General features: G+C 39.3%; 13 protein-coding genes. 12 read left to right on the plus strand and 1 reads right to left on the minus strand.

The genetic code is table 11. From position 1 onward, the window contains the following. The first annotated feature begins 4 nt into the window (after positions 1 to 4). The 11 genes from wcaM to ugd all read left to right on the plus strand — a co-directional run bounded on the left by wcaM (position 5) and on the right by ugd (position 13,041). Positions 5 to 1,399, plus strand: a complete 1,395-nt coding sequence (gene wcaM, locus OGY15_RS09330) for a colanic acid biosynthesis protein WcaM (protein ID WP_286538964.1) — start codon at positions 5 to 7, stop codon at positions 1,397 to 1,399. Positions 1,400 to 1,547: 148 nt separating this feature from the next. After that, positions 1,548 to 2,543 carry an SDR family oxidoreductase gene (locus OGY15_RS09335; protein WP_286538965.1) on the plus strand — a complete coding sequence of 332 codons (996 nt, stop codon included), beginning with the start codon at positions 1,548 to 1,550 and terminating at the stop codon, positions 2,541 to 2,543. 237 nt (positions 2,544 to 2,780) lie between these two features. After that, the gene (galF, locus tag OGY15_RS09340; protein WP_286538966.1) at positions 2,781 to 3,674 is read left to right on the plus strand and encodes a GalU regulator GalF; all 894 of its coding nucleotides are present in this window, start codon (positions 2,781 to 2,783) and stop codon (positions 3,672 to 3,674) included. A gap of 313 nt (positions 3,675 to 3,987) precedes the next feature. After that, positions 3,988 to 5,259 (plus strand): polysaccharide biosynthesis protein, encoded by a 1,272-nt coding sequence (locus tag OGY15_RS09345; RefSeq protein ID WP_286538967.1) that lies wholly within the window; start codon positions 3,988 to 3,990, stop codon positions 5,257 to 5,259. Beyond that, positions 5,246 to 6,436, plus strand: a complete 1,191-nt coding sequence (locus OGY15_RS09350) for a hypothetical protein (RefSeq protein ID WP_286538968.1) — start codon at positions 5,246 to 5,248, stop codon at positions 6,434 to 6,436. Before OGY15_RS09345 ends, OGY15_RS09350 begins: the two co-directional genes overlap by 14 nt. Then, positions 6,429 to 7,178 (plus strand): glycosyltransferase family 25 protein, encoded by a 750-nt coding sequence (locus OGY15_RS09355; protein ID WP_286538969.1) that lies wholly within the window; start codon positions 6,429 to 6,431, stop codon positions 7,176 to 7,178. Before OGY15_RS09350 ends, OGY15_RS09355 begins: the two co-directional genes overlap by 8 nt. A 1-nt stretch (position 7,179) precedes the next feature. Next, positions 7,180 to 8,076: a glycosyltransferase family 2 protein gene (locus OGY15_RS09360; RefSeq protein ID WP_286538970.1), complete on the plus strand. Its 897-nt coding sequence runs from the start codon at positions 7,180 to 7,182 to the stop codon at positions 8,074 to 8,076. Between the two features lie 11 nt (positions 8,077 to 8,087). Continuing rightward, positions 8,088 to 9,350: a TolB-like translocation protein gene (locus OGY15_RS09365; protein WP_286538971.1), complete on the plus strand. Its 1,263-nt coding sequence runs from the start codon at positions 8,088 to 8,090 to the stop codon at positions 9,348 to 9,350. Positions 9,351 to 9,353: 3 nt separating this feature from the next. After that, entirely contained in the window at positions 9,354 to 10,172 is an 819-nt protein-coding gene (locus OGY15_RS09370; protein WP_286538972.1) for a glycosyltransferase, read from the plus strand. A gap of 90 nt (positions 10,173 to 10,262) precedes the next feature. Further along, positions 10,263 to 11,669, plus strand: a complete 1,407-nt coding sequence (gene gnd, locus OGY15_RS09375) for an NADP-dependent phosphogluconate dehydrogenase (protein ID WP_286538973.1) — start codon at positions 10,263 to 10,265, stop codon at positions 11,667 to 11,669. 205 nt (positions 11,670 to 11,874) lie between these two features. After that, a complete protein-coding gene (ugd, locus tag OGY15_RS09380; RefSeq protein WP_286538974.1) occupies positions 11,875 to 13,041 on the plus strand; it encodes a UDP-glucose 6-dehydrogenase in 1,167 nt (388 codons plus the stop codon). Between the two features lie 59 nt (positions 13,042 to 13,100). Here ugd and OGY15_RS09385 read toward each other — a convergent pair whose 3' ends face one another. Next, on the minus strand, positions 13,101 to 14,105 hold the full coding sequence (locus tag OGY15_RS09385; protein ID WP_286538975.1) for an NAD-dependent epimerase: 1,005 nt from the start codon (positions 14,103 to 14,105) through the stop codon (positions 13,101 to 13,103). Between the two features lie 398 nt (positions 14,106 to 14,503). Between OGY15_RS09385 and wzzB the strand changes: the two genes are divergently transcribed. After that, positions 14,504 to 15,487 carry an LPS O-antigen chain length determinant protein WzzB gene (gene wzzB / locus OGY15_RS09390; RefSeq protein ID WP_286538976.1) on the plus strand — a complete coding sequence of 328 codons (984 nt, stop codon included), beginning with the start codon at positions 14,504 to 14,506 and terminating at the stop codon, positions 15,485 to 15,487. Positions 15,488 to 15,494: the final 7 nt, after the last annotated feature.

A 15,494-nucleotide genomic window follows, 5' to 3' on the forward strand; every position in this document is an offset into this window, starting at 1 on the left:
TTGTATGTCAGAGAAAAAACTCTCACGCCGTACTTTGTTGACGGCAGGCTCTGCGCTTGTCGTGCTGCATATTCCCGTTGTCCGGGCGCTTGAATCACCGGGCAGCGTCAACATTCAGGATTACAACCCGAAGGATTGGGTGGCCTCTTTCAGGCAGGCGTTCAAAGAAGGACAAACGGTCGTCGTATCAAAAGGCCTTGAATGTAAGGATCTCAATACTGCTGTCGTTATTCCCCCTGGCAAAACGCTATTCTTACAAGGGAGAATAAGTGGCAATGGCCGTGGGCGCTTTGTTCTGCAGGATGGATGCAAAGTTGTGGGCGAGCAGGACGGGAGCCTGAGGAACGTTACCCTGGATGTACGCGGTTCGGACTGTGTAATAAAAGGAATAGCCATGAGTGGTTTCGGTCCAGTGACGCAAATCTATATCGGCGGTAAAACCTCAAGGCTGATGCGTAATCTGATTATCGATGATATTACTGTCACGCGCGCTAACTATGGGATTTTGCGTCAGGGTTTTCATAACCGAATGGACGGCGTAAAGATCACGAACAGCCGTTTTAGCGATCTACAAGGCGATGCCATTGAGTGGAATGTGGCGATCAACGACAGCAACATCCTTATTTCTGATCATGTCATCGAACGTATCAATTGTACCAACGGCAACGTGAACTGGGGCATCGGCATCGGGCTGGCGGGTAGTACCTATGACAATACCTACCCCGATGAACTGGCGGTAAAAAACTTTGTTGTGGCGAACATCACTGGTACCGACTGTCGACAGTTAGTCCATGTGGAGAACGGCAAGCATTTTATCATTCGTAATATTACCGCGCGAAATATCACTCCGGATTATAGTAAGAAAGCGGGCATTGACAATGCGACGGTCGCGATTTATGGATGCGATAATTTCGTCATTGATAATGTAAATATGGAGAATAGCGCAGGTATGCTTATTGGTTACGGCGTTATCAAAGGGCGATATTTATCCATTCCACAAAACTTTAAGCTGAATAATATTCATCTCGATAACACCAAACGTGAATACAAATTACGCGGCATTCAGATCTCTTCTGGTAATGCAACGTCATTCGTGGCCATCACCAATGTGGAGATGAAACATGCCACGCTTGAGTTGCACAACCAACCACAGCACCTTTTTTTACGAAATATCAAGGTGATGCAGCAATCAGCTACGGGTCCCGCGCTTAAGATGCACTTCGACCTACGCCAGGATGTGCGCGGTAAGTTTATGGCTAAACAGGACACACTGCTCTCGCTGGCCAATGTTCATGCAGTAAACGAAGCAGGGAAAAGTTCAGTTGACATCGACCGTATAAACCATCAGGTGGTGAATGTCGAAGCGGTGAATTTTCGACTACCGGGGGAGGAGAGGTAACCCCACTATAATCTTACTGGATATCATTGGCTAAAAGATTATAATCACACAATTACTGTTAAAGCTGGGACTGGGCAGCATTGACTACTCAGGGAAGACGCTCATCTTTATCATATGTTTCTTGTGTTACGAACAGACAAAGTGATTTATGAACGATAAAGTTTTGCTCATCGGTGCCTCTGGATTTGTGGGGACCAGACTCCTGGAGACGACTGTTGCGGATTTTGATATTAAGAATCTGGATAAACAGCAGAGTCATTTCTATCCGCAAATCACGCAAATCGGCGATGTTCGCGATCAACAAATTTTGGATCAGGCGCTTTCAGGCTATGACACAGTCGTTTTGTTAGCGGCTGAACACCGTGATGATGTCAGTCCTACTTCACTCTACTATGATGTGAATGTTCAGGGGACACGCAATGTATTGGCTGCTATGGAAAAAAATGATGTTAAAAACATTATTTTCACTAGCTCTGTTGCGGTCTATGGCCTGAACAAGATCAACCCTGATGAAAATCATCCTCACGATCCCTTCAACCACTATGGTAAAAGCAAGTGGCAAGCGGAAGAGGTCCTGCGTGAATGGCATGCTAAAGCTCCAAATGAACGTTCGCTGACCATTATCCGCCCGACGGTTATCTTTGGCGAGCGCAACCGCGGCAACGTTTATAATCTGCTGAAGCAGATAGCTGGCGGTAAGTTTATGATGGTTGGAGCTGGTACGAATTATAAATCAATGGCTTATGTAGGCAATATTGTTGAGTTTATCAAGTATAAACTGAAGAATGTGACAGCTGGTTATGAGGTTTATAATTACGTTGATAAACCTGATCTCAATATGAATCAACTGGTTACAGAAGTTGAACAGAGCTTAAGTAAAAAAATCCCCTCAGCACACTTACCTTACGCTTTAGGCATGTTAGGTGGTTATTGCTTTGATATTCTGGGTAAAGTGACAGGCAAAAAATATGCCGTCAGCTCTGTGCGCGTGAAGAAGTTCTGTGCCACAACACAGTTTGATGCAACAAAAGTCCATTCCTCTGGTTTTGTCGCTCCTTACACATTGTCCCAGGGACTGGATCGCACTTTAAAATACGAATTTTTGCACGATAAGAAAGATGACATTACGTTTGTCTCTGAGTGATTGGTGTTTGTAGTGTGTCTGGGGCTTAGTTAACTACGATTTTTCGGAAATGTTATAAAATTGACGAGATTAGCTCGTTTCCGAAGAATCCGAGTTCACCTCGGTGCTGGTGAAGTGTAGAGTTTGCATTCGGTTTACCTTAACCCAGTTATTTCGTGTTAAGGATGGAGCCAGCAATACTGGCTAACGTACGGCTAAAGTCTATACTTTATCAGCCGTTAAGAGGTAGGAGAGAGAATGACTAATTTGAAAGCAGTTATCCCGGTAGCGGGCCTGGGGATGCATATGTTGCCAGCCACGAAGGCAATCCCTAAAGAGATGCTACCGATCGTAGACAAGCCGATGATTCAATACATTGTCGACGAAGTTGTAGCTGCAGGTATCAAAGAAATTGTTCTGGTGACTCATGCGTCTAAGAACGCCGTTGAGAACCACTTCGACACCTCTTACGAACTCGAATCGCTGCTTGAGCAGCGTGTTAAGCGTCAGCTATTAGCCGAGGTTCAGTCTATTTGTCCTCCCGGCGTGACTATTATGAACGTTCGTCAGGCACAGCTGCTGGGGCTGGGTCATTCCATTCTTTGTGCTCGCCCAATTGTTGGGGACAACCCGTTCGTCGTGGTGCTTCCTGATGTTGTTCTTGATAATGCGAGTGCAGATCCCCTGCGCTACAACCTGGCTGCCATGGTTGCTCGTTTTAACGAAACCGGGCGCAGCCAAGTACTGGCTAAGCGGATGGGTGGGGATCTGTCCGAGTACTCGGTTATTCAGACTAAAGAATCTTTGGACAACGAAGGTAAAGTCAGCCGTATCGTTGAATTTATTGAAAAACCTGACCAACCGCAGACGCTGGATTCCGATCTGATGGCGGTAGGGCGCTACGTGCTTTCTGCTGATATTTGGGCCGAATTAGAGCATACACAACCCGGTGCCTGGGGGCGTATCCAGTTGACTGATGCCATTGCAGAGCTGGCGAAAAAACAGTCGGTTGACGCGATGCTGATGACTGGCGATAGCTATGACTGCGGCAAAAAAATGGGATATATGCAGGCGTTTGTGAAGTACGGGTTGCGTAACCTGAAAGAAGGACCGAAGTTCCGTAAAGGTATTGAGAAGTTATTGTGTGAATAAAGATCTGGCCGAATGTAACGCTCAATAAGAAAATTATAACGGTAGTGAAGATTTGTGGTCAAAATAATTTGTTGCGAATCTTTCTACCGTTGTTGCTTCATAAATATTAAGAATAACAACTAGTTGGCGATAGGATTTTAGTCAAAGTTATCCAGAGTTTTCCTTGTTTCCAGAGCTGATTGGTAAGACAATTATCGTTTGATTTTTCGGGGTTAACGAGGGTGGGTAACGCTCATCAAAACTTAGACATACATGCAGTGCGCTGGTAGCTGTAAAGCCAGGGGCGGTAGCGTGATAAGTGCAGGCAAGAACATTGAAACTCATCAGTAATATATTAATAACACATAAGTCTTCTTTATTTTCGATATTATCGTTAGGCTTCAAATTTTTTACTGGACCTTTAGCAATAATATTAATTGCTTCAAGGTTTACTGTAATTGAGCAAAGTATTTACTATACCTTTATATCAATATCCTCGATTCAATGGGTTCTTGAAATGGGGGTCTCGACATGCCTCATTCAATTTATGGCTGCAGAAAAAGATAAGAAATCAACATATTCTAAAATTGCTTTTGTATTTTACTTGGTAATATCTCTGTTACTATATATAGTCTTCTTTTTTTACTCTAAATGGGTTTTTTCTAATACAGATAGTCAAATTTGGAGTCATCCATGGGCATTATTTTCAATTGGTGTATGTATTAATGTTTTTTCAACATTTATATACATAATTGAAGAGGGGGGGGGGGGGTATGAAAAAGTATATTTTGCGAAATTCATTAGCGCTATCCTATATTCTATTTCACTTCTATTAGCTTTGTTTGCAGGCTTTAAATTATACTCTTTAGGTATAGCGCAGTTTTTTTTATTCGCAACACCAATGTTTATTTTTCGATCAAATATATATGGCTATTATTATTCATTTATTACAAGTGAAGAAGCTAATGTTAAAAACATCATAAAGGGGATTGTTAAATTCCAACTGAAATTATCACTGGTTTGGATAACAGGGTATTTATACTGGAATTTCTTCACAATATATTTTTATAAGTTTGTTTCTGTAGATTTGGCCGGAAAATACGGGGCATCTAATACTATTTTTGGAGCAATATCATTAGCAATGCTATCAATATTACAAACAAAAAGATCATTGCTAGGTAACTTGATAAGTAAAAATGCTCTCCTAGAGGTTAGAAAAATTGTTTCGCAATGTGTTTTTTTGAGTGTCGCAGGTTTCTTTCTGGGATGTATGGCTATTATATCTATTATATGGCTATGGCCAAATACATTATTTTCAAGGTTTTTATCATTGGATTCGTTAATGGCACTGGTTGTATTTCGTTTCTTTATTCATTTACAGGAACTAATATTGATTTATTTGAGAATGTATAAAGATGAACCTCTATATATATTAACTGTATTTAACTATCTAATCACACCATGTCTGGTGGTAGTGTTAATAGATATACTTTCTCTAACAAACTTTTTTTATGTAATGGCATTTGTACAGTTTCTGTTTTTGATTTTATATCGAATAAAAATGAAATCATATATTCAAGAGAAGTATCAGAATGATATTTTATAAACTGTTAATCATAATGACATTTTTTTTTGCATCCTTGGTTAACCATGGTAATGCGAAATTCATACCGGCTCTTTTGATTATATTTTTAATAAACCCAAAAAAATATACTTATAAAAACATACTATTCTTGATAGTAGGGGGGGCGGTAATAACTGCATCAGCAGTGTATTTTAATATCTATGGTTTTTGGTATGCTCACTCTGAGAAAGTTGAAGCGTTTTGGGGAAATTATTTTTCTTATATTGCATTGGTGGTTTTTATTGTATTATATTCAAAAATAGTTGCAGATAACAACTTACACCAAGAGTTTTATAGTGCAATTAAGATTGTGATTGTAGTTCATGTCTTACTAATTGCAATACAATGCATTACTTTTTATACAACAGGGAAATACATAGATTTTGTTAAGCCATTTACGGGAGAGGCAAGCCGTTTTGAGAATTACTTAGATTCCGCTTCTTTTGCTCAGATTCGTTTCACTGGTTTGTATGTGGAACCATCAACATATGCTGCCGTTATCGTTACATTAGTGTTAGCAAAATCAATTCTTGCTTCTCAATTAAATAAAGGCAATGATTATTTTGATTATATTTCATTGTTGTCTGCAATTTTGACATTTTCGACTGCTTCAATAATATATGCAAACATAGCCATAGTATATTTATTATACACAACAGTGCTAAATAGCAAATTTAAATCATTGGCGATAATTATTGTTTCTGTGATTTTATGCGGAACGTTTTTCATATTTTATAATGAAATATTTCGTATTATAGCCGATACTGTAATGAAGTTTCAAGAGAGAGGAGGGATGCGATTAGGTTTAATTCATTATATCTTCAGTGAGCGTGAAGGTATTATATATTGGTTTGGCCCTAATATATTTGGTTTGGAAAAGGAACTTTACATTTTAACTCATAATCTGAATAATGGACCAAGATTGATGGGGGCCGAAAATGACTCTGGTTTATTTGTATATTTAGTGGTTACTTTTGGTGTTAGTGCTATTTTACCATTGTTGGTATTTTTTCTCTTTATTTTAAAGAGAAGGAAGTCATTGCTGATTCCATTTATGATCGTAGGGTTAACAAAAATATCTTTTACGCACTATGTTTTTTGGATATTTATCATAACATTATTTTACGCCTTAAATAAAAAGAAAATACATAATGATTAAAATATATATTGTATCATTAAAAAAAGATAATGCACGAAGAACTAACTTGAGCAATCAGTTAAAAAAATTAAACATTCCATTTGAAATTATAGATGCAGTTGAAGGCAATTTGTTAGATGCATTGATAATTGATAATTATAATAAAAAAGCAATTTATAGATATAAAAGGTTAGTTGGACCAAATGAAATAGGCTGTTCTTTAAGTCATCAAAAAGTTTACTTAGATATAATAAAGAATAAAATAGAATGGGCTATTATTTTAGAGGATGATGTTAATGTTAAAGTCGATTTCCTAACATTAATAAAAAACAAAATTTATCAATTTGATAAGGATAATTTATACATACTTGGTGGTCAAAATGGACTCTTATCGAAGAAAATGCAACAAACGAGTTTTTTTAATAAAATTGAGTTAAATAAAACATTTTTTTTAGAAAAAGCAATTAAAAGTGAAAAGTATATTTTTAGAACTTGCTGTTATATGATAAATAATAATGTTGCAAAAAAGCTGGTTGAAAAATTTAACAATGAATTTTTTATAGCTGATGATTGGTTAACTCTTAAGAAAGATAAAATTATTAAACATATTTTTATTAGTGACATGATAGATCATCCAACTGACTTATCAGACAGTTCAATTGAATTAGAAAGGCAAGGTAGGCAAAAAAAGAAAATAAAGCTAATTTCTTTTTTTAAAACAATATATTGTTATTTGAGAAATTTTTATAAACTTGGTATGTAATATGAAAGTAAATATAACCATAATAGTTCCAACCTACAAGCGCTTTGATAGCCTTAAAAAATTAGTCAATAGTTTAAATGAACAAACAGATACAAGTTTTAAACTAATTGTTGTTAATGATGATCCTGATAAATCTATTAAACTTAAAGATTTTACCCAATCTAAATTTGATGTGAGTATAATTAATAATTCAAACAATATCGGAGCTGCAAGCTCACGTAATAAGGGCGCTCAGTTAGCTGATACAGAATGGATATGTTTTTTAGACGATGATGATGAATTTAGAAATGATAAAATATCTGTTCTTAGAACAAAAATTTGTTCAAACCCAAATGCAGAAGTAATTATCAATGCTGCATTAATTAATCTAAAAGATGAGAATATCAGTTATAAAACAATGCCTAATCCGGATAACTATAAAAAAAATATTTCTATGTTTAATTCGTTAGGTGGTGCTCCATTATTAACAATAAAGCGAGATTTTTTCATTGATATTGGAATGTATGATCCGGCTTTGGAAGCTTTAGAAGATTATGATCTTAACATAAGAATAATTAAAGCCCATTCAAAAATTCTATTTATTAGCGATGAATTGACTATTTGTAATTACACCTCAACTGCAAATACAGTATCAAAGGTGGTTGCTAATAATATTAATGCGACGCGGAAAATCATAAAAAAATATCCAGATGTTTTTGCTTATAATAAAGATAAAGTGTTTTCTTGGATTTATTCTACGTTGGCATACAAATCATTACTAACAAAGTCACGATTTACCGCTATTAAATTGTATTTGTTATCATTAAATTTTAATTTTAATTTAAAAGTTTTCATTTCTCTATTTATTGTTTTATTTAGCCCTCGCATTTTGTTTTGGATGCGAAGCAAACAAAAATAACGGAGTAAAAAATGTCTCTGCAGTATAATGTTTTTGAAAGAATGATTGGGAAAATTTTACAATCAACTCCACATTTAAGAAGTTCAATAAAAAACATATATCAAAGGATTAATTATTTAGTTTATAAGAAAAAATATAGATATAAACTTTATTCTAACTATAAATTACGTACGCCCCCAACTTCGAAAACATCATTTTTTGGTTATTATGACAGAACATGTTGGCATAAAAATAGTAACTTAGTGTTACTTAATCAAATTCGTAATGGAAAAATGGTAATATGTATTTGGGATCTTCGCAATGATAGCATTGTAGAAGTTAGTGAAACGCTAACATGGAATTGGCAACAAGGGGCTTTGGCTACTTGGCTTAATACTGAAGAACCTTCATTTATTTGTAATTTTTTAGAGAATAATAACCTTGTATCAAAAGTATTTATATTTGATAAAGGGGAATGGGTTTATAAGGAAACTCATCCATATCCTGTGCAATCAGTTTCATCAAATTTTCTTATGTGTTCGCTCAACTATATAACTTTGCAACAACTTAGACCTGATTATGGTTATTCGGTAGAGGCAAATAACTTCAAGTATCCTACTGATATAGATTCTGATGGGCTTTTTATTTATGATCTTGCAGAAAAAAAACTATTATTCTTAATTTCATTAAGGGACATAATAGGGCTAAATATCACTGATAGCATGAATAATGCGAGACACAAAGTTAACCATGCTATTTTCTCTCCTAATGGTGAACATGTTATTTTTATGCATCGTTGGATAACCAAGCATGGGAAGTTTTCTAGATTAATTCTTCTCAATATAAAGAAAAGGGACATGAGAATTATATTTGATGATCGAATGGTATCTCATTATCAGTGGCGGAATGATAAACAATTTGTAGCTTGGGCGAGAAGTGAGCAGTTTGGCGATAAATATCACTTGGTTGACATTGAGAAACAACAAATTGAGACACTACCTGATGATTCCAATATTAATAATTTCGGCGATGGGCACCCATCATTTAATAAAGAAGGCTCAATGATTATTACGGATACTTATCCTGGTAGAGATAGAATGAGGAGTCTTCTTCTCTTCGATATGTATACATCAAAATTAACTAAAATAGGAGATTTTCTATCACCTTGGGCCTTTGATGGTGTTGGCAGATGTGACCTTCATCCAAGATGGTCTCCTGATGGAAAAAAAATTGCTATAGATAGCGCTCATTCCGGGAAAAGACAACTTATATTAATTGAACTAAATAAGAAATAAATTATGAGTAGTGCTGAGAATTTTACGGTATTAATGTCAGTATATAGTAAAGAGCTATCTGTAAACTTAAGTCAGGCATTAAAAAGTATTTGGATAGATCAATATTTACGTCCAGATCAGATTGTTATAGTAAAAGATGGTATGTTAGGTGATGAATTAAATGATGTGATTGCATATTTTTCCAAGTTAATTCCCTGCCTTGATGTCGTTTCATTGCCTAGTAATATGGGGCTGGCTTATGCCCTTAATGAAGGGCTTAAATACTGTAAATATCCATTAGTGGCCAGAATGGATAGTGATGATATAGCATTGCCAATGCGTTTTTCAGAACAGATATCCTATTTAAGCTCTAATAAAAATATAGCGGTATTAGGCTCGCAAGTTGACGAGTATGATATGAAAATGGAGAATAAAATTGGGACTAGGATTGTCCCTATAGAGCATGAAGATATTTGTCGTTTTGCAAGGCGAAGAAATCCTATTAGTCATCCTTCCGCAGTATTTCGAAAAGACATAATTCTAAGTGTCGGTGGGTACCCTCTATTTGAAAGAGCACAAGATTTTGCTCTTTGGTCTATGATATTGACTAAGGGATATGTATTTCATAATTCTTCTCATGTGCTCGTTAATATGAGGACTGGAGATGGTATGATGAATCGAAGAGGATTCAAATATTTAAGGAATGAGTTGCGATTGCTAATTTTTCAGAAAAAGATAGGACTGCTTAGTTACTTTGATTTGTTCAGTAATGTAATAATTAAATGTACTGTAAGATTAGCTCCTAACTGGATCAAAAAAATTCTTTATTCAAAATTTAGATAATGTAGTATTAGTCCTTAATATGTTAAATTTGGCGGTAAATGATTATTACCAACGTGGTAATTTCGTCAGAATCTAAGACAGGAGTAAACAATGTCCAAGCAACAGATCGGCGTCGTCGGTATGGCAGTGATGGGGCGCAACCTGGCGCTCAACATCGAAAGCCGTGGTTATACCGTCTCCATCTTCAACCGCTCACGCGAAAAAACTGAAGAAGTTGTTGCCGAGAACCCGGGTAAGAAACTGGTACCTTATTACACGGTGAAAGAGTTCGTCGAGTCTCTTGAAACCCCACGTCGTATCCTGTTAATGGTGAAAGCGGGCGCTGGCACCGATGCTGCCATCGATTCCCTGAAACCGTATCTGGATAAAGGCGACATCATCATTGATGGCGGAAATACCTTCTTCCAGGATACCATTCGTCGTAACCGCGAATTGTCTGCTGAAGGCTTCAACTTCATCGGTACCGGTGTTTCCGGCGGTGAAGAGGGCGCCCTGAAAGGCCCATCCATCATGCCTGGTGGCCAGAAAGAAGCCTACGAACTGGTTGCACCTATCCTGACTAAGATTGCTGCGGTTGCTGAAGATGGCGAACCGTGCGTGACCTATATTGGTGCGGATGGTGCAGGCCACTATGTGAAGATGGTGCACAACGGTATCGAATACGGCGATATGCAACTGATTGCTGAAGCTTATTCTCTGCTGAAAGGCGGCCTGAACCTGTCTAACGAAGAGCTGGCAGCCACCTTCACCGAGTGGAACGAAGGTGAGCTGAGCAGCTACCTGATCGACATCACCAAAGATATCTTCACCAAAAAAGATGAAGAGGGTAAATATCTGGTTGATGTGATTCTCGACGAAGCCGCGAACAAAGGCACCGGTAAATGGACCAGCCAGAGCTCTCTGGATCTGGGCGAACCGCTGTCGCTGATCACCGAGTCCGTCTTCGCGCGCTACATCTCTTCTCTGAAAGACCAGCGCGTGGCGGCATCTAAAGTTCTCTCGGGCCCGCAGGCTAAACTGGCTGGTGATAAAGCAGAGTTCGTTGAGAAAGTCCGTCGCGCACTGTATCTGGGTAAAATCGTCTCTTACGCGCAGGGCTTCTCTCAGTTGCGTGCTGCATCTGACGAATACAACTGGGATCTCAACTACGGTGAAATCGCGAAGATCTTCCGCGCGGGTTGCATCATTCGTGCGCAGTTCCTGCAGAAAATCACCGACGCCTATGCTGAAAACAAAGGTATCGCCAACCTGCTGCTGGCTCCGTACTTCAAAAATATCGCTGATGAGTATCAGCAAGCGCTGCGTGACGTTGTGGCTTACGCTGTGCAAAACGGTATTCCGGTACCGACCTTCTCCGCTGCAGTGGCGTACTACGACAGCTACCGTTCTGCGGTGTTGCCAGCTAACCTGATCCAGGCACAGCGTGACTACTTCGGCGCGCATACGTATAAACGTACCGATAAAGAAGGTGTGTTCCACACCGAATGGCTGGATTAATCTGATTTATCCCTGCTGTAAATCCAGGCCCGGAGCGTTCCTCCGGGCTTTTTAATGGACAAAAAATGCATTCGGTCAAGTCTGGTAGGCATAGCTGCACTAAATCGCGATATAATGTGTTCACATTGATCCAATACGGTAACGTTGGGTCTAACGATGGTGATTTTTTCACTCTTTAATGCTTAACCAAAAGAAGTCAGAGCTAATGAAAATAACTATTTCAGGAACAGGTTATGTGGGACTTTCAAATGGGATTTTGATTGCCCAAAATCACGAAGTGGTCGCGCTGGACATTGTGCAGTCTAAAGTGGATATGCTTAACAGGAAGCAATCACCCATTGCTGACAAAGAAATAGAAGAGTACCTATCAACGAAAGATCTTAATTTTCGCGCAACAACCGACAAGCAAGATGCTTACAAAAATGCCGATTATGTCATTATCGCTACTCCGACTGATTACGATCCTAAAACCAACTATTTTAATACTTCCAGCGTGGAATCAGTCATCCGTGATGTGTTGGAAGTGAATCCTCAAGCAGTGATGATTATTAAATCAACCATCCCGGTTGGTTTTACCCAGTCAATTAAAGAACGTTTGGGCACAGATAATATCATTTTCTCGCCTGAGTTTTTGCGAGAAGGGAAAGCGCTTTATGATAATCTTCATCCCTCACGTATTGTGATTGGGGAGTGTTCAGCACGTGCTACTCGATTCGCAGAGTTATTGCAGGAAGGCGCAGTAAAACAAAATATTCCAACTTTATTTACAGACTCTACTGAAGCCGAAGCGATAAAGCTTTTTGCTAATACTTATCTAGCTATGCGTGTAGCATATTTTAATGAGTTGGACAGCTACGCTGAAAGCTTAGGTCTAAATGCCCGACAAATTATAGAGGGTGTTTGTCTGGATCCACGTATTGGCAACCATTATAATAATCCGTCATTCGGCTACGGCGGATATTGCTTGCCGAAAGATACTAAACAGTTGCTTGCGAACTACCAGTCGGTGCCTAATAATCTCATTTCTGCAATTGTGGATGCTAACCGTACGCGCAAAGACTTTATTGCCGATTCTATCCTTGCGCGCAAACCTAAAGTGGTTGGCGTGTACCGTTTGATCATGAAAAGTGGTTCCGATAACTTCCGGGCATCCTCTATTCAGGGAATCATGAAGCGTATTAAAGCCAAGGGTGTGCCCGTTATTATTTATGAACCTGTGATGGAGGAAGATGAGTTTTTCCACTCTCGGGTCGTTCGTGATCTTCATACGTTCAAAAATGAGGCAGATATTATTATTTCTAACCGCATGACGTCAGAATTATCTGATGTTGCCGAAAAAGTGTATACACGCGATCTTTTTGGTAGCGATTAATCTTACTCTTCATATAAAAGGCCTTATTAAAGGCCTTTTTATTCTAAATTGGTCCGTAATTAAACTTTGTAGAAATCACGGTACCAGTCAACAAAGTTCCTCACCCCATCTTTGACTGACGTTTCAGGTTTAAAACCAATAACATCATACAGTGCTTTAGTATCTGCGCTGGTTTCCAGTACATCTCCAGGCTGAAGCGGTAGCATGTTTTTCTTCGCTTCAATACCCAGAGCATCTTCCAAAGCCTGGATATAGTCCATTAGCTCAACCGGTGAACTATTGCCGATATTGTAGACGCGATACGGCGCGGAGCTGGTTGCCGGGGAACCGCTTTCGACAGTCCACTTCCCGTTGGGCTCAGGAATAACATCCTGCAGGCGAATGATTGCTTCTGCGATATCATCAATATAGGTGAAATCGCGCTTCATTTTGCCGTAGTTATAGACGTCAATACTTTTCCCTTCCAGCATCGCTTTGGTGAATTTGAATAACGCCATATCCGGACGCCCCCAAGGGCCGTACACGGTAAAGAAGCGCAGCCCGGTTGTAGGCAATCCGTACAGGTGGGAGTAAGTATGAGCCATCAGTTCGTTGGCTTTTTTGGTTGCTGCATACAGGGATACGGGGTGATCGACGGAATCATCCGTTGAAAAAGGCATTTTGCGATTCAGGCCGTAAACTGAACTGGATGAAGCATAGAGTAAATGCTGAATTTTATTATGGCGACACCCTTCCAGTATGTTCAGAAAGCCTGTGAGATTTGAGTCTGCATAGGCATGCGGGTTTTCGAGTGAATAGCGCACGCCCGCCTGGGCAGCAAGATGAATGACTCGTTCAAAATGCCCGGATGCGAAGAGTTCAGTCATGCCTTCGCGGTCGGCTAAATCAATATTTTGAAACTGGAAACCAGGCTGCGCCAGTAATTCCAGACGAGCTTGTTTAAGACTGACGTCGTAGTAATCGTTCAGATTATCAATACCGACTACTTGATGGCCAGCCTCAAGGAGGCGTTTGCTAACGTGGAAGCCGATGAAGCCAGCGGCACCAGTAACTAAATAGTTCATTCTAATTCCTCTGTTCGGCTAAAGTATAGCCAAGTACCATCAGTTGCTACTAAAAGCGGAATGATACCGCCAGATGGCGAAAAAGCTAATCGTTATCTTTTTTACACTTACCAATTTTACTGGTCAAACTGAAAATATTCACGATATGAAATCAATAAAATGAATTGTAAAGTATAACGATTAGCGGGGATGAAATCTGATTATTGATGGTTTTTTGCACATGAAGATGTTCTTTGGGTATTGACACTCTTATTTAATCGTATCGATTTTCAGTAGTGATTGAAATACCAATCAAAATCCCTCAAACAATTTAATTTTTTTATCATTAATCCTATGGCATTGCCTCAGTTTATAGCTAAACTAATTCCAGTTTAAGTCTTTCCTTATCTAGGGTTTCTATGTCTGTAAGTGATAACAACATGTCCGGGCGCAGTAACGATCCGGAACAGATTGATCTGATTGATTTATTGATACAGCTGTGGCGTGGGAAATTGACGATTATTGTTGCTATCGTTATTGCTATTGCCTGTGCTGTCGGTTATTTAGCGGTTGCTAAGGAGAAATGGACCTCTACAGCAATTATCACTCAACCGGATGTCGGACAGATTGCCACGTATAACAACGCACTCAACGTGTTGTATGGTGTCAGCGCTCCTAAGGTTACTGAGTTGCAGGCAAACGTGATTGGCCGTTTTAGCACGTCATTTTCTGCATTGGCGGAAACGCTGGATAATCAGGAAAAGCCTGAAAAACTGTCGATTGAGCAGTCCGTCAAAGGGCAACCATTGCCGTTGGCTGTCTCTTATGTTGGCGCTTCCCCAGAAGAAGCTCAGCGCCAGCTGGCTGAATACATTCAACAAACAGATGAAAAGGTTGCCAAAGAACTAGAACTTGACCTGGTTGATAACATCAAATTGCAAACAACTACGCTTCAGGACTCCTTGAAAACTCAGGAAGTGGTTGCTCAGGAGCAAAAAGATTTGCGTATCAAGCAAATCCAGGAAGCGCTGCGGTATGCACTGCAGGCGGGTGTGACTAAGCCGCAAATTCAGCAAACTCAGGATGTGACGCAGGACAGCATGCTGCTGTTGGGGAGTGATGCCCTGAAGTCTATGATTGAGCACGAATCTACGCGTCCGTTGATATTGTCTGACAACTACTTTCAGACCAAGCAAAAGCTGTTGGATATCGAAAATCTTAAGCTTGATGGGGCTGAGTTACACGCCTATCGCTATGTATTGAAACCAACGTTGCCGATTCGTCGTGACAGTCCGAAAAAAGCGATTACCCTGGTGCTGGCGGTTCTGCTCGGCGGGATGATTGGGGCTGGCGTGGTGTTGGGGCGAAATGCGCTGCGCAGCTACAAAGGCAAAGCAGAGTAAGCGTTCA

The organism is Citrobacter sp. Cu231, assembly GCF_030332265.1.
Lineage (GTDB): Bacteria > Pseudomonadota > Gammaproteobacteria > Enterobacterales > Enterobacteriaceae > Citrobacter > Citrobacter meridianamericanus.